This window comes from Paraburkholderia monticola, assembly GCF_001580545.1.
In the GTDB taxonomy this organism is placed as follows: Bacteria; Pseudomonadota; Gammaproteobacteria; order Burkholderiales; family Burkholderiaceae; genus Paraburkholderia; species Paraburkholderia monticola.
The window spans coordinates 187,025-201,151 of record NZ_LRBG01000005.1; the positions used below are offsets into that span (position 1 = coordinate 187,025).

Consider the following 14,127-nt stretch of genomic DNA (forward strand, 5'->3'; position numbering starts at 1 on the left):
GGCCCAAAAAAGAATCTCGACCTCGCGAGTTCGAGGACCGTCATTGCAAAACGCCTCTGAGGCGCGCGCAAATCCGACGGCTCCTCATTTTTGCAGCGGCCGTCGGACACTTTGCTCGTAGATCGACGGATCGACGATGTTCATCTCATCCGTGGGCCGTTGGCCGAAAACCCGCTCGAAGTCCTCGGGTCCCAGAATGTCGGCGGCTTCGTGGAGAAAGGACGAATAGGCCTTGTTCAGCTCCGAGGCCGTCGGGACATCACTGTCCTGCGGCGCGTATTGCAAACGCTCGACCTGGACCATAAACGCGCGTCGATGATCCATCAACGACTTGATCTTCGCGCCCGCGTCCGGACCTTTCAGGGTCGCCTGAAGATGCCCCTGAAAATCATCGACATCGGCTCCCGCCTGTCCTGAATTCATAGCGTGACTCCCGCCTTGGGTTGAGCACTGAATCTTTTTGCTCGCCCATGCGGCGTGCTGCTTGCCGTATGTTCCGAAGATCGCGATGCTCAACCAGTAACCGCGCGCCTTGTTGACCGTGGCAGGTGTCGCTCCCCCACGGCCGGTCGCCCAAAGAATCTGGTTCGACAGTTGATGGCAGACACCGTCGCGACCATAGCTAAAGATCGTTCCACGAGCGGCCGGATCGATGGTCGAGTCCACATCGGGCCTACACAGACAACCAGCATAAAGCAGATCTGCCGCGCCGGAAGCCAGAAAGCCATCCGCGCTGACCGGTGTCCCGCCTTTGGCATGGAAGCTGCCCCAGCTGTACCAATAGTGCTCTCCGGCGCTCAAAACGTCAGCCAGCGCCGGGTACACCTTCACCCGGTTGTCGTAAGTCGTCACCCAGGTATGGTCGACCACGGACCCTTGGAAATACGCCGGAACCGACCATGCGAACAATGTAACGGCGCTCATTGCGTCACCCTTTCGTCCGGTCGCATGACAGCGCTGCTGCGCGACACACCTCAAAGCTTATACGCGGTGAGCGGCATGCGTTTCAAGCACGGGAAAATGCGAAACCCGCTGGGCACGCTTACCGCTTCGCGCCCGCTAGCGCGCCGATTGGGTTCCCGGCGGCAAGCCGTGAGTCACCAGCGCCATCACGAAGCCGGAGACCACAGGAAGACGTCGGCGCCAAAACGATCAGGCCATCAAGCCGGCCGCTGCGGAATATTCAGGCCGCGCGCGACCGCCGGCCGCTCGACGAAGGCAGCCAGCACCCGGCGCACGTTCGGGAAGTCCTGAATGCCGACCAGCTCTCCCGCCTCGTAAAAGCCGACCAGATTGCGCACCCACGGAAAAATCGCGATATCGGCGATCGAATACAGATCGCCCATCACCCACTTGCGTCCTTCGAGCCGCTGCTCGAGCACGCCGAGCAACCGCTTCGATTCGGCGATGTAGCGATCGCGCGGACGCTTGTCCTCGTACTCCTTGCCAGCGAATTTGTGGAAGAAGCCGACCTGGCCGAACATCGGACCGATGCCGCCCATCTGGAACATCACCCACTGGATCGTCTCGTAGCGCCCAGCGGCGTCCTGCGGGATCAGCTGGCCGCTTTTGTCGGCGAGGTAGATCAGGATCGCGCCCGATTCGAACAGCGGCAGCGGCTTGCCGTCGGGACCGTGCGGATCGAGGATCGCCGGAATCTTGTTGTTCGGGTTCAGCGACAGGAACGCCGGCGTCATCTGATCGTTGGTATCGAAGCGCACCAGATGCGGCTCGTACGGCAAGCCGGTTTCCTCGAGCATGATCGAGATTTTTACGCCGTTGGGCGTCGGCAGCGAATACAACTGAATCCGGTCGGGATGCTCGGCCGGCCATTTCTTCGTGATCGCGAAAGCGGATAAATCGGTCATCGGTTCGGGTCGCCCTATGTGACAGAAATTGTAAGATCGCCCAATATAAACTGACTCGGCACAACGCGTGCGCGGACCCGCGAAGACCTTACAAACGCTGCCGCGCCGCCGCTTTTCGCAACGCCTTTCGCAATAGACGGCTCACCACAGGTCCTTGGTCGCCGCGCCCGCGCGCACGTTGAAGCCTTCGCGCCACAGCGCCGCGCCGACCGTCAGCAGCAGCGTCTTCTCGGTGCCGTCGAGCAGTTCCCAGGCCGCCGCAAGCCACGTCGCGAAGTTCGCGCAGGTCACTTCGAGATCGGGCGGCGCCTTGCCTTCCAGGTACTGCCGTTCGAACATCGAAAGTATTTTTTCGGGTGTCATTGGCGCGGCCTCCTGATGGGATTGCGCCCAGTCTAAAGGCCTCGCACCGCGTGCGGAATGCCCACGATCGCGATCCCGGGTTACTCCCAGGCCGCCCGACCGAGCTCAGGTCATTCGCGACCCAGACTGTGGAAGCGGACGTGTTTTCCCAGCGTATGCCTCGCAAAAATGCAAAGGCGCCGCGACCTTCGCGACGCCTTCGCCGTTACGGCTACCTGCACCGAAGCGGGTTAGTGATGACCGCGCTTTGCATTGTCCTTGGCGTCCTCCTTCGCATCACCATAGGCCTTCTGCACCTTACCGGCCTCCTGCTGCAAGTCGCCCTTCACTTCCTTCGCAGGGTTGTTCGTGGCCTTGCCGACGGCCTCGTTGACCTTGCCCTTGACCTGCTCCCCAACGCCCTTCACTTGATCCTTGTTCATGTTCGGCTCCCATATGCGTAATCGACAGCGATGCCGGCGCGATATTTCACCGGTATCTGGGAGGCAGCAACGGCTATGCCCGAGGGTCTCGGCGTGCCCGCCGCGAGGCGGGTCAGGGAAAAATATTTGTCGAAAGCAGCCTAAAGTCTCGCCGCCCCCCGCCGTAAATGCGCTAAGGGAGGAGCTATGGACCGTACGGAGAGCACGTTCTCGGGATCATCGCGGGCCGCGTTGATCGATCATGACATCGCGCATATCGCGCGCGTCATGCCCGTTTCGCTGCGCGGCGATTTCGGCGGTCCGATTCTGCCGCCCGCCTATTGGCGCAAACGGCTGACCGCACTGATCGAAAGCGGCCAGCTCGCTCCCGCGCAATTACGCAAGGTCGACAGCCTGCTGCTGCAGCTCGATCAAACCGCCTCGACGCCGCCGCCCGCATGGGAACGCTTTGCGCCCGCCGCCACCGGGCCGTTCGAGCCGACCGACGCGCCGAAGAAGGTGCGCTCGGCCTGATCCAGCCCGCTTCACCGCGTTTTCACCCGCTGAAATTCCACACGCGCCGCGAGTCCGGCACGGGGCTCGTCGCGCGCGCCCCTGAAAAAAAACGGCCGCGCACGAGGTCGCGGCCGCAAACACACATCGCAACGCAGGGAACGAGCGTCACGTGACAAGCGTACACGCGCAGTCGTGACACGCATGTTTCGCCATAGACAAACGCAGCGGCGCAACGTATCGCGAAAAATTCCCGATGTATCGGCGGTAAAAATAGGGAAATGGGACGACCTTAGGTCATAATGTCCGCAAAAATTCCCAGCAAGGACGCCACGTGACCCTCGTCGCCCCGTTCGACCTGCTCAAGCAGGCGCGCGCCCGTTTCACCCAACGCGAAATCGCCGCGCATGTCGGCAAGGACATCAAGACGGTGCGCCGCTGGGAAAAAGGTGAAACGCCTTGTCCCGCGATGCTGGAACCCGCGCTGCGCGATCTGCTGCGACAAGGCGCGCGCACGGCGCAGCAGGCGGGCGACGCGGCGCGGTTCCGTTTCATCGATCTGTTCGCGGGTATCGGCGGCATTCGCATGGGCTTCGAGGCACATGGCGGCGAATGCGTGTTCACCAGCGAGTGGAACGAGTTCTCGACGCGCACATATCGTGATAACTATGGCGACGACGCCGCGAGCGGCAGCACCCATACGCTGATCGGCGACATCGTCGCGTTTCCCGCCGAGGACGTGCCGAGCCACGACGTGCTGCTCGGCGGATTTCCGTGCCAACCGTTTTCGATCGCCGGCGTCAGCAAGAAGAACGCGCTCGGCCGGCCGCATGGTTTCGAATGCACGACCCAGGGCACGCTGTTTTTCGACGTCGCGCGCATCATCGCCGCGAAGCGCCCCGCCGCCTTCCTGCTCGAAAACGTGAAGAACCTGCTGTCACACGACAAGGGCCGCACCTTCGACGTGATCCTCCAGACGCTGCGCGACGAGCTCGGCTACGAGGTGCACTACCGGGTGCTCGACGGTCAGCATTTCACGCCGCAGCATCGCGAGCGCATCATCATCGTCGGCTTTCGCGGCAAGACTACCTTCACGTGGGACGACCTGCGCCTGCCCGACGAGGGTCCGCGGCTCGGCGCGATCCTGCATCGCACGGACGGCACCGAACCGGTGTTGCCCTGGGACCATGACCGTTTCTTCGATCACGCCGCGCGCCGCGTGCAGCCGAAGTACACGCTCACCCCGAAGCTGTGGGCCTATCTGCAGAACTACGCGGCCAAGCATCGCGCGGCCGGCAATGGCTTCGGTTTCGGCATGGCGTATCCGGAGAGCGTGACGCGCACGCTGTCGGCGCGCTATCACAAGGACGGCTCTGAGATTCTCGTTTATCAGGGCGAGTCGCTGCGGCCGCGCCGATTGACGCCGCGCGAATGCGCGCGCCTGATGGGCTTTCCCGACACCTTCCGGATTCCGGTCAGCGATACCCAGGCCTACCGGCAGTTCGGCAACAGCGTCGTGATGCCGGTGATGCGCGAAGTGGCGCGTATCATGCTGCCGCATGTGCAATCCCTGCTCGCCCATCCGACCCGCGATGCTTCGAAACACTCACTGCCGCTCTACGCGTGAGCGGCCGCGCGATCCGTTGGCCCGCTGACGATGGTCGATATCGTCGATAGCGCGACGCGCAGCCGGATGATGTCCGGCATTCGCGGCCGCAACACCAAGCCGGAGATCCTGATCCGCAGCCTGCTGCATCGCCAGGGCCTGCGCTTCCGGCTCGACGCGCGCGATCTGCCCGGCCGCCCCGACATCGTGCTGCCGCGTTATCGCGCGGTGATACTCGTGCATGGCTGCTTCTGGCATGGCCACGACTGTCATCTGTTCAAATGGCCGCAAACGCGGCCCGAGTTCTGGCGCGACAAGATCGGCCGCAATCGCAGCAACGACGACAAGGTGCGCGCCGCGCTGCTCGCGAGCGGCTGGCGCGTCGCGGTCGTGTGGGAATGCGCCTTGCGAGGCGCGAATCGCGATATCGCGGGGGTGATCGAGCGGCTCGTCGCGTGGATCAGAAGCGACGCGCCGCAGTTCGAGGAGCGCGGCTGAAAACCCCGCGCGGGCTGCCCGGCTCGCACGAGTCTCGCGGCCGCTGGTGATACACTCGAAACGCTCACCCGGGGCGCTTTCGAGGTGCCTTCGAGGCACGCTTCGATGGCGTTTTCCGGGTGCTGTCACGGCGCTTTCACGGCACGTCCCCCAGCACTTCGGCGCGCCGCGCGAGGCGCCTCGCCCGCCGCACTATCGCGCACTCCGACGATCCCAGAACCAATCAACAAGGGAGGCACATCATGGCTGACTTCCGTCTCTGGTCCGACGACTTTCCCACCAACGGCTTCATGCCGAAAGCCCACGAGTACGACGACAAGGCCTTCGGCGTCGACGGCGAAAACATCTCGCCGTCGCTGCAATGGGAAGCGCCGCCCGCGGACACGCAAAGTTTCGCGCTGACCGTTCACGATCCCGACGCGCCAACGGGTAGCGGTTTCTGGCACTGGGTCGTCGTGAACATTCCGGCCGACGCGCGCTCGCTGCCGCGCAACGCCGGCAAGGCCGACGGCTCGCTGCTGCCGCAAGGCGCGATGCAGGTGCGCAACGACTATGGGACGGTCGGCTTCGGCGGCGCCGCGCCGCCGCGCGGCGATCGCACGCATCGCTACATCTTCCGGCTGCATGCGCTGAAGGTGCCGCATCTGCCGGTCAGCGCGGAAACCACCAACGCGGTCGCGCGCTTCATGACGCACCTGAACGAACTCGACTCGACGACCCACACGGGGCTTTACGAACTCAAATAACGCGCGCGCCCGCGCGGCGCCGGCATCCTGGTCACGCCGTCGCCGCGCCCGCCGCGCGTCCACTGCGGCCAGCGTGTGAGCCGCGCACAGGCGCGCGCCAACATCTCCGACAACTCAAACAATCGATGCACGCACCCTCCCCGCGCACCAACGGCCCCACACCCGCCGCTTCCCGCTTCGAAGACAAAGACCTGGGCCTGCCGATCCCGCAACGCTACTGGGCGATGCTCGTCATCGCGCTCTCGCTGACGCTCGCCGTGCTCGACAGCGCGATCGCCAACGTCGCGCTGCCGACCATCGCACGCAACCTGAACGCGAGCGCCGCGGCGTCGATCTGGGTCGTCAACGCCTATCAGCTCGCGATCACGATCACGCTGCTGCCGCTCGCGTCGCTTGGCGACCGCATCGGCTACCGGCGCATTTATCTGGCCGGGCTGATCCTGTTCACGGTCGCATCGTTCGGCTGCGCGCTGTCCACTTCGCTGCCGACGCTCGCGCTCGCGCGCGTATTCCAGGGCTTCGGCGCGGCCGGCATCATGAGCGTGAATACGGCGCTCGTGCGCATGATCTATCCGCCAGCGCAGCTCGGCCGCGGCGTCGCGATCAACGCGATAGTGGTGGCGGTGTCGTCGGCGGTCGGACCGACAGTGGCCTCCGGCGTGCTCGCGATCGCAACGTGGCCGTGGCTGTTCGCGATCAACGTGCCGATCGGGATCGCGGCGATCGTCGGGGGCTTCAAGGCGCTGCCGCTGAACCCCGGCCACGAATCGCCGTACGATTATCTGAGCGCGGTCATGAACGCATTCGTGTTCGGCCTGCTGATTTTCGCGGTCGACGGCCTGGGCCACGGCGAGCGCTTCGGCTACGTGACGCTCGAGGCGCTCGGCGCCCTCGTGATCGGCTACTTCTTCGTGCGTCGGCAACTGACGCAGCCCGCGCCGCTGCTGCCGATCGATCTGCTGCGCATCCCCGTGTTCGCGCTGTCGATCGGCACCTCCGTCTGCTCGTTCTGCGCGCAGATGCTCGCGTTCGTGTCGCTGCCGTTCCTGCTGCAGGAAACGCTCGGCATGTCGCAGGTCGAAACGGGTCTTCTGATGACGCCGTGGCCCGCCATCATCATCATCGCGGCGCCCATTTCCGGCGTGCTGTCGGACAAGGTGTCGGCGGGCTGGCTCGGCGGTGTCGGGCTCGCCGCGATGACGGTCGGCCTGCTGTTGCTCGCGACACTCGGGCCGCATCCGGACGCCCTGCAGATCGCGTGGCGCATGGCGCTGTGCGGCGCGGGTTTCGGCATCTTCCAGTCGCCGAACAATCGCACCATGCTGTCGTCCGCACCGCGCGAGCGCAGCGGCGGCGCGAGCGGCATGCTCGGCACCGCGCGCCTGACTGGGCAGACGCTCGGCGCGGCGCTCGTCGCGTTGATCTTCGGCGTCGCGCCGCAGAATGGCACGATCATCGCGCTGTATGTGGCCGCGGGGTTCTCGGCGGTCGCGTCGGTCGTCAGCACGATGCGGGTCATGCAGAAGGTGACGCAGCCGGCTTGAGGCTCGGGATCGTTGAGCATTACCCGCGCAAACCACACACACGCAAAAGGGCGTGCATCGCACTACGCGATGCACGCCCTTTCTGACTGCGTTGTTCGATCTTCCCTACCACTGCGCTGACGACGTGACCGCCACGCGCGCACCCCGCCCTCGCGGGGGCCGCACTGGTCCGCTCAGGACGAGGCCGTCACGTCAGCGAGCTTTACCGCTTTGGCCGTCACCGAAGAGGCGGTCGCGACGTGGCGCAAATCGTCGAGGAACGTATCGCGCCATACCGAGAGATTGTTCTCGCGCATCGGCTTCATCATGTCCGCATGCCGGGCCTGACGCTCGGCGAGCGGCATCGATAGCGCGCGCTCGAGCGCTTCGGCCATCTGCGACAGATCGAACGGATTGACGACCAGCGCGCCCGGCAGCTGCTCGGCCGCGCCCGCGAATTGCGAGAGCACGAGCACGCCCGGATCGGCCGGATCCTGCGACGCGACATACTCCTTGGCGACCAGATTCATGCCGTCGCGCAGCGGCGTCACATAGCCGACCTGCGACTGCCGAAAGAGCGCCATCAACAGGTTGCGCTCGTACTTGCGATTCAGATACTGGATCGGCGTCCAGTCGAGCTGCGCGAACCGGCCGTTGATGCGGCCCGCTTCGCCTTCGAGCGTATGGCGGATGCGCTGATAGGTCTGCACGTCGGCACGCGTCGGCGGCGCGACCTGGACGAGCGACACGCGGCCATGCCAGCCAGGCGCGTTCTGCAACAGCCGCTCGAACGCCTGGAAGCGCTCGACCAGCCCCTTCGTGTAATCGAGCCGGTCGACGCTCATGATCAGCTTGCGCCCACGCATGCCGTCGCGCAGGCTGCGCACCGCCTTGCGGTCGGTGAACTGCTCGGCGGTCCTGGCGATCGCATCCGGATAGATGCCGATCGGGTAGGCGGCGACCTTCAGGAAGCGGTTGTACGCGTGCACCATGCCGTCTTCGCTCGACGTGCCGTGGTGGCCGCGCTCGACATAGTCGACGAACGACTGGCGATCCGCCTCGGTCTGAAAGCCGATCACGTCGTAGCTGCACATCGCCTTGACGAGCTCCTCGTGCGGCGGAATCGTGCGCAACACTTCGGGCACCGGAAACGGGATGTGCAGGAAAAAGCCGATCGGATTCTGCACGCCGAGCTCGCGCAGGCAACGCGCGAACGGCAGCAGATGGTAATCGTGCACCCAGATGATGTCGCTGGGCTTGAGCAATTCCTTGAGCTGCTTCGCGAGCGTCGCGTTGACGCGCTGGTAGCCCGCGTACTCCTCACGATCGTAGCGCGACAGGTCGTTGCGATAGTGGAAGGTCGGCCACAAGGTGGCGTTGGAAAAACCTCGGTAGTACTCGTCGTAGTCGCGCTTGGTGAGGCCCACCGTCGCGTAGGTGACGTTGCCCTGCTTCTCGATCACGGGCGCCGATGGCTCGCTGACCGTTTCACCGCTCCAGCCGAACCAGACGCCCCCAGTCTCCTTCAGTGCGTCCAGCACGCCGATCGCGAGCCCGCCTGCGGCCGGGCGCGCTTCCTGAATCGGTGCGACACGATTCGATACCACGATCAATCTGCTCATTAGTGCTCCATTGTTTCGTTGTATGCGGAAATGTGCCAAAACGGTGCATGCAAGTGGCGTGCCGATATTTGAGATCTGAGAAATAAAATTGTATGCAAATGTGACGGACGAGCTGAAGCTCGCGACCATCACGAATCGCGAAGAAAGTTTTTCTGTTTTATACGACGGAAACGGAAGTCTTTCTTACCGGCGTGGCGCCACTTCAGGCATCCTGCTCCGAGCCCAGATCGCGCTGGTATTCGAGGCCTTCCTGACGCACCCCGCCCTGGTTGTGCTCGCCGTCCGGTGGCGTATGCGGAGCGATCCGATTCTGCGCGGCCGGGTCCGGCGACTCCGCCGGCTCGGCCTGCACGTCAGCCGGGCGGGGCCCGCGCTTGTTGTGCCGCGCGGAGCGTCGCAATGCGGGATGTCTCATGATCGTGCCTCCGGGGAAGCCTGCCGCCTGTCGCGGCATCCTTACAGTCTAGGGGGCGAAAGCGTAAATTGCCGGTAAAACGTGCCCCGGTTTTGTAACAAGTACATCAATGTGCCGCACCAGATTGGGGCAGCCGGTCTCGTGCAGTGCGGCGGCGGGTGCATCGGGTGCGGGACAGTGTGCCGGCGGCCAGGGCCGCCTCAGCATTGCTGCGGCCGCGCCGCATGCTCGCCCGCTTGTGGCGTGCTTGTGGCGTTTGGGTCGGCTGGGGCGGCGGATCGCCGATCGGTGGCGACATCGGTTCGATGGGTTCGATCGGATCGGGTGTGGGGCCAGGAATCGTGTCGGGTTCGGCGGGGTCCGGTGGCGCGACAGGAGGCGCGGTGGGCGGCTCGACCGGCTCGGGCCGGTGAGCGCGCAGCGGCAGGGGCGACGCGGGAACAGCAGCGGAATGCGGCATCTGCGGCATGTCGGTGACCTCGTTGTGCGTTCCATCGTAGCGCAGCAAGGCCTGTGCCGTCAGGGTGCCCGCCCGGGAGCCCAGGCGGGCGGCGGATGCCGATGATGCGCGACCTGCGCAGCAGCGCGGCTCAGACGTCCGCGCCGCCGAGCGCGCGCGACTCGTCGGCGGAGTCGCCGTCTTCACGCGCATCGTTGCCGTACTCGACGAGCCGGTTGTATAGCGTTTTCAGGCTGATGCCGAGAATCTCCGCGGCGCGCGTCTTCACGCCGCCGCATTGCTCGAGCGTCGCCAGAATCAGCTGACGGTCGGCCTCCGCGAGCGAGGTGCCGAACGGGATCGTGATCGCGGTGCCGGCCGCGGGCTTCGACAGCGTGATCTGCAACGGCACCGTCGCCGTGCTGTCCGAATCCGTGCTCGACATGATGTGCGCGCGCTGCACGTAGTTCTTCAGTTCGCGCACGTTGCCGGGCCACGGATACGACATCAGCATCTCCTTCACCGCGGCGGGGAAATGCTTCTTCGTGGCGTGGCGCTCGTTCAGCTCATCGAGGAACGCCTGCGCGAGCAGCTCGACATCTTTGCCGCGATCGCGCAGCGGCGGCAGGCTGATCGGAAACACGTTCAGGCGATGGTAAAGATCGAGCCGCAGCTTGCCTTCGAGCACCGCCTGCTCCGGATCGCGATTGGTCGCCGCGATCAGACGCACGTCGGTTTCGATTTCCTTGGTCGTGCCGACGCGCATGAACATGCCGGTCTCGAGCACGCGCAGCAGCTTCACCTGAAGCTCGATCGGCATCTCGGTGATTTCGTCGAGGAACAGCGTGCCGCCGTTCGCGCGCTCGAAATAGCCCTTGTGCTGCCGATCCGCGCCGGTGAACGAACCGCGCTCGTGACCGAACATCTCCGATTCGATCAGGTTCGGCGAAATCGCGCCGCAGTTGACCGCGAGGAACGCATGCTTGCGGCGCAGGCTCAGCTCGTGCAGCGTCTGCGCGGCGACTTCCTTGCCGGTGCCCGATTCGCCGACGAGCATCACCGAGGCCGCCGTCGGCGCGACGCGGCTGATCTGGTCGTAGACCTCCTGCATCGCCGGCGAATTGCCGAGCATCAGACCGAAGCGGCCCATCCGACGCAATTCGCCGCGCAACGTGCCGATCTCGGCCTTCAGGTCGCCCGGGCGCGGCAGGCGCGAGAGGATCGCCTTCACGCGCTGCATGTTGATGGGTTTCACGAGGTAGTCGGTCGCGCCCATCTTCAGCGCGTTGACCGCCGATTCGACCGTCGCGTGGCCGGTGATCACGATCACTTCGACGCCGGAGCGCGGATCGAGATCTTCGAACAGGTCGACCCCGCTGCCATCGGGCAGCTTCAGATCAGTGAAAACGACGTCCGGCATCTGCCGGACCAGTTGAATACGCGCTTCGCGCAGGTCGCCCGCGGTGGCGGTGGTCAGCCCGTCTTCCCCGATGATCGCGGAAAGTGCCTCGCGGGTACCTGCGTCGTCATCGACAATCAGTACATGTGGCATCGCGTTTCGAAAGCCTGCTAGCGTGGGTCGGAAAATATGCGAAACATGCCAGTGGCATGCCGCGGATCAGGTCGGCTGCATGACGCGGAATCGCCGTGCGCCAAGGCGCCGGCCGACCATTTAGTGAGAAATTGCAACAATGATGCGAATAAACGGGCATCCCTTCGCAGCATTGTTGTCTATTTACCTATTATACGGCCTTATAGCATTCGTTTAACAATTCCTTCCAGGCGTCGCCCGCCAATCGGACTGCGGCGGCGCCTCGGTCGCTGCCGGCCGCCTTTGTATGCGTGCGCGGCGCCTCAGCCACGCGGAAATGGCCATGCGCGGCTCTCGCCGTTCACATGGCCCGAGCCGTTGGTGCTCTGCGAGGCGGGCGCCAATTCCGTCGACAAAGGTGCCGGCGACGCCACCGCACCACCCTCGTTTTCCCAGCGGCTCAGATCGCGCGCCGGGGACATCGAGCCCGCGCGCTGGCGCTGAACGTAGCGCACCGCCAGAAAGCCGCCGAGTGCCATCAATGCACCGAAAATACCTATCGTGGGTCGTGCCATCATGAACTCCTTGATTCGTCATGCGGATGAGGACGGGCTGTGCGAGGGCTGCGCTTCGTCTAACGCGCGACCAGCACGCCGAGCAGAAAACCGGTACCCGCCGCGAGCGCGAGCGAACGCCACGGGTTATGGCGGACATAGTGCTCGGTGCCGACCGTCGCCTCGCGATAGCGGCGCTGCATGGTCCGCTGCGCGTCGCCCAGCGTCGATTGCAGCGTCTCCACATGCGTACCGAGCCGGTCGCGCAACGCATCGACGCTCTCGCCCGGCACGTTGGCGGCGAGCCGCAGCATTTCCTCCGAGTCCTTCAGCAGCACGCGGAGGTCCTCGACGATCTTCTGCCCGCCGAGTGCAAGTTGTTGCGTGGTGTCACTCATCGTTCACTCCTCGTCTGATTCGGCGTTCGTGCGAAGTCACGGCATGCGCGCGGCGTAGCGGTCAAAAGCTCGCACGACTCGATAAAACGGTCAATGACGCAAAGCATGTGCCCGGTATATTTACCGCTTTAGTGCGCTGAAAAAGGCCGACTTCGAGCACTTTCGACCGATTGTGAGCACGGTTACTTCAATGGCTACCAGTTCGATTGCCGGAATCCGCGCCGAAGTGGTTAAATCGTCTTTTATGAGATAGTGGCTGTCCGGTCTATCGCATTCAAGGCCTGCGCGCCGCAAAACGAACTTCATTTGCACAGGACTTCCCCCTCTATGCCGTCAACCGATCTGGACTCGCCCACCGTGTCCGCCGAAGGCAATGCTTCGCCACAAGCGAAGCAGCGCGTCGCGGACGGCGTCGCGGGCCTGAAATCGTATGGGCTGCTGTACGGCTCGTCGCCGGTGATGCTCGATCTGTACGAGCAGATCGAACGCGTCGCCGATACCGACGCGACCGCACTGATCATCGGTGAATCGGGCACGGGCAAGGAGCTGATCGCCCGCACCATCCACGAGCGCAGCGGCCGCAAGGACGGCGCGTTCGTCGCCGTGAACTGCGGCGCGATTCCCGACGAACTGATCGAGGCCGAACTGTTCGGCCACGAAAAAGGCAGCTTCACCGGCGCGGTCCAGGGCCGCATCGGCTACTTCGAACACGCGAACGGCGGCACGCTGTTTCTCGACGAAATCACCGAAATGGCGCCGGTGCGCCAGGTCAAACTGCTGCGCGCGCTCGAAACCGGCACGTTCTATCGGGTCGGTGGCAATGAGCTGATCAGCGGCAACGTGCGCGTGATCGCCGCGACCAATCGCGATCCCGCGGTGGCCGTCAAGGAAAACGGCTTGCGCGAGGATCTGATGTACCGCCTCGCCGTGTTTCCGCTACGCGCGCCGCCGCTGCGCGAGCGCGAAAGCGATCGCGAACTGCTCGCGCAGCACTTCCTCACGCAATTGAATCAGCAGGAAGGCACGAACAAGAGCTTCAGCAAACGCTCGATCGAAACGTTGCGCTCATGGTCGTGGCCGGGCAACGTGCGCGAGCTGAAAAACGCCGTGTATCGCGCGTTCATTCTCGCGGAGAAGACCGTTGAACTGCCGCATCCGCATCTTGCTTCTCGAGTCAAGAAGGCGGTCACGCAAGGCGATGCGATGAGCGTATGGATCGGCACGCCGCTCGCCGACGCGCAGAAGCAGATCATCCTCGGCACGCTCAAATACTGTGGCGGCGACAAGCGACGTGCCGCGAAAGCGCTCGGCGTGAGCCTCAAAACGCTGTACAACCGGCTGAGCGCATACGGCGACGAAAGCGCGGAAGACGAGACCGAGCAATAGCCGCCAATAACGACCGTGCGGCGCGGGCCATTCGCCGCTCGCCACGGCCGGCGTTGCGCCGCTTGCCGTAAATTTTTCGCCGCGCGCCTGGCGGCACTGAATTTCCCACCTCCTGCAATAGCGCCAACGGCAAATTTTCTTATCTCGTAATTACCTGGCAGAGCCAGGCAAGTCCCCGCCCTGCAACAGAAAACCTCGCGGCGCACGATGTTTTGCAATTTCTTGCATTTTTTCGCTGCCAATTACAAAACGCATCCTGCACAA

General features: G+C 64.1%; 15 protein-coding genes and 1 pseudogene. 6 read left to right on the plus strand and 10 right to left on the minus strand.

Annotated features, from left to right (window positions below; all coding sequences use genetic code 11):
- Positions 1-84: 84 nt before the first annotated feature.
- The 4 genes from CI15_RS09165 to CI15_RS09180 form a co-directional block, all read right to left on the minus strand.
- A complete protein-coding gene (locus CI15_RS09165; protein WP_062126682.1) occupies positions 85-924 on the minus strand; it encodes a hypothetical protein in 840 nt (279 codons plus the stop codon).
- 236 nt (positions 925-1,160) lie between these two features.
- Positions 1,161-1,868, minus strand: coding sequence for a glutathione binding-like protein (locus CI15_RS09170; protein ID WP_062126685.1), 708 nt, complete (start codon positions 1,866-1,868; stop codon positions 1,161-1,163).
- 141 nt (positions 1,869-2,009) lie between these two features.
- The gene (locus tag CI15_RS09175; protein ID WP_062126688.1) at positions 2,010-2,231 is read right to left on the minus strand and encodes a hypothetical protein; all 222 of its coding nucleotides are present in this window, start codon (positions 2,229-2,231) and stop codon (positions 2,010-2,012) included.
- Between the two features lie 230 nt (positions 2,232-2,461).
- Complete coding sequence (locus tag CI15_RS09180; protein ID WP_062126691.1) at positions 2,462-2,653, minus strand: CsbD family protein; 192 nt, start codon at positions 2,651-2,653, stop codon at positions 2,462-2,464.
- 186 nt (positions 2,654-2,839) lie between these two features.
- On the opposite strand from CI15_RS09180, the gene CI15_RS09185 reads away from it, so the two are divergent.
- The 5 genes from CI15_RS09185 (at position 2,840) to CI15_RS09205 (ending at position 7,539) form a co-directional block, all read left to right on the plus strand.
- Positions 2,840-3,166, plus strand: coding sequence for a hypothetical protein (locus CI15_RS09185; protein ID WP_062126694.1), 327 nt, complete (start codon positions 2,840-2,842; stop codon positions 3,164-3,166).
- Positions 3,167-3,479: 313 nt separating this feature from the next.
- Complete coding sequence (dcm, locus tag CI15_RS09190; RefSeq protein ID WP_062126697.1) at positions 3,480-4,772, plus strand: DNA (cytosine-5-)-methyltransferase; 1,293 nt, start codon at positions 3,480-3,482, stop codon at positions 4,770-4,772.
- A gap of 30 nt (positions 4,773-4,802) precedes the next feature.
- Positions 4,803-5,249: a very short patch repair endonuclease gene (locus CI15_RS09195; protein WP_062126700.1), complete on the plus strand. Its 447-nt coding sequence runs from the start codon at positions 4,803-4,805 to the stop codon at positions 5,247-5,249.
- 242 nt (positions 5,250-5,491) lie between these two features.
- Positions 5,492-5,995: a YbhB/YbcL family Raf kinase inhibitor-like protein gene (locus tag CI15_RS09200; protein WP_062126703.1), complete on the plus strand. Its 504-nt coding sequence runs from the start codon at positions 5,492-5,494 to the stop codon at positions 5,993-5,995.
- A 125-nt stretch (positions 5,996-6,120) separates the two neighbouring features.
- Positions 6,121-7,539, plus strand: coding sequence for an MFS transporter (locus tag CI15_RS09205; RefSeq protein WP_075643682.1), 1,419 nt, complete (start codon positions 6,121-6,123; stop codon positions 7,537-7,539).
- A 173-nt stretch (positions 7,540-7,712) separates the two neighbouring features.
- Here CI15_RS09205 and otsA read toward each other — a convergent pair whose 3' ends face one another.
- The 6 genes and pseudogenes from otsA to CI15_RS09230 form a co-directional block, all read right to left on the minus strand.
- The gene (gene otsA / locus CI15_RS09210) at positions 7,713-9,140 is read right to left on the minus strand and encodes an alpha,alpha-trehalose-phosphate synthase (UDP-forming) (RefSeq protein WP_062126709.1); all 1,428 of its coding nucleotides are present in this window, start codon (positions 9,138-9,140) and stop codon (positions 7,713-7,715) included.
- A gap of 202 nt (positions 9,141-9,342) precedes the next feature.
- On the minus strand, positions 9,343-9,555 hold the full coding sequence (locus tag CI15_RS09215) for a hypothetical protein (protein ID WP_062126712.1): 213 nt from the start codon (positions 9,553-9,555) through the stop codon (positions 9,343-9,345).
- Positions 9,556-9,790: 235 nt separating this feature from the next.
- A pseudogene (locus CI15_RS35255) lies at positions 9,791-10,015 on the minus strand (hypothetical protein); the annotation flags it as partial.
- 130 nt (positions 10,016-10,145) lie between these two features.
- Positions 10,146-11,546, minus strand: coding sequence for a sigma-54-dependent transcriptional regulator (locus tag CI15_RS09220; protein WP_062126715.1), 1,401 nt, complete (start codon positions 11,544-11,546; stop codon positions 10,146-10,148).
- A gap of 302 nt (positions 11,547-11,848) precedes the next feature.
- The gene (locus CI15_RS09225; protein WP_062126718.1) at positions 11,849-12,100 is read right to left on the minus strand and encodes a hypothetical protein; all 252 of its coding nucleotides are present in this window, start codon (positions 12,098-12,100) and stop codon (positions 11,849-11,851) included.
- A gap of 59 nt (positions 12,101-12,159) precedes the next feature.
- Entirely contained in the window at positions 12,160-12,477 is a 318-nt protein-coding gene (locus CI15_RS09230) for an ElaB/YgaM/YqjD family protein (RefSeq protein WP_062126719.1), read from the minus strand.
- Positions 12,478-12,804: 327 nt separating this feature from the next.
- Between CI15_RS09230 and CI15_RS09235 the strand changes: the two genes are divergently transcribed.
- Positions 12,805-13,863, plus strand: coding sequence for a sigma-54 interaction domain-containing protein (locus tag CI15_RS09235; RefSeq protein ID WP_062126723.1), 1,059 nt, complete (start codon positions 12,805-12,807; stop codon positions 13,861-13,863).
- Positions 13,864-14,127 lie beyond the last annotated feature (264 nt).

Coding starts and splice junctions, on each gene's coding strand:
- CI15_RS09165 (WP_062126682.1), bottom strand. CDS start 924: ATGAGCGCCGTTACATTGTTCGCATGGTCGGTTCCGGCGTATTTCCAA.
- CI15_RS09170 (WP_062126685.1), bottom strand. CDS start 1,868: ATGACCGATTTATCCGCTTTCGCGATCACGAAGAAATGGCCGGCCGAG.
- CI15_RS09175 (WP_062126688.1), bottom strand. CDS start 2,231: ATGACACCCGAAAAAATACTTTCGATGTTCGAACGGCAGTACCTGGAA.
- CI15_RS09180 (WP_062126691.1), bottom strand. CDS start 2,653: ATGAACAAGGATCAAGTGAAGGGCGTTGGGGAGCAGGTCAAGGGCAAG.
- CI15_RS09185 (WP_062126694.1), top strand. CDS start 2,840: ATGGACCGTACGGAGAGCACGTTCTCGGGATCATCGCGGGCCGCGTTG.
- CI15_RS09195 (WP_062126700.1), top strand. CDS start 4,803: ATGGTCGATATCGTCGATAGCGCGACGCGCAGCCGGATGATGTCCGGC.
- CI15_RS09200 (WP_062126703.1), top strand. CDS start 5,492: ATGGCTGACTTCCGTCTCTGGTCCGACGACTTTCCCACCAACGGCTTC.
- CI15_RS09205 (WP_075643682.1), top strand. CDS start 6,121: ATGCACGCACCCTCCCCGCGCACCAACGGCCCCACACCCGCCGCTTCC.
- otsA (WP_062126709.1), bottom strand. CDS start 9,140: ATGAGCAGATTGATCGTGGTATCGAATCGTGTCGCACCGATTCAGGAA.
- CI15_RS09215 (WP_062126712.1), bottom strand. CDS start 9,555: ATGAGACATCCCGCATTGCGACGCTCCGCGCGGCACAACAAGCGCGGG.
- CI15_RS09220 (WP_062126715.1), bottom strand. CDS start 11,546: ATGCCACATGTACTGATTGTCGATGACGACGCAGGTACCCGCGAGGCA.
- CI15_RS09225 (WP_062126718.1), bottom strand. CDS start 12,100: ATGGCACGACCCACGATAGGTATTTTCGGTGCATTGATGGCACTCGGC.
- CI15_RS09230 (WP_062126719.1), bottom strand. CDS start 12,477: ATGAGTGACACCACGCAACAACTTGCACTCGGCGGGCAGAAGATCGTC.
- CI15_RS09235 (WP_062126723.1), top strand. CDS start 12,805: ATGCCGTCAACCGATCTGGACTCGCCCACCGTGTCCGCCGAAGGCAAT.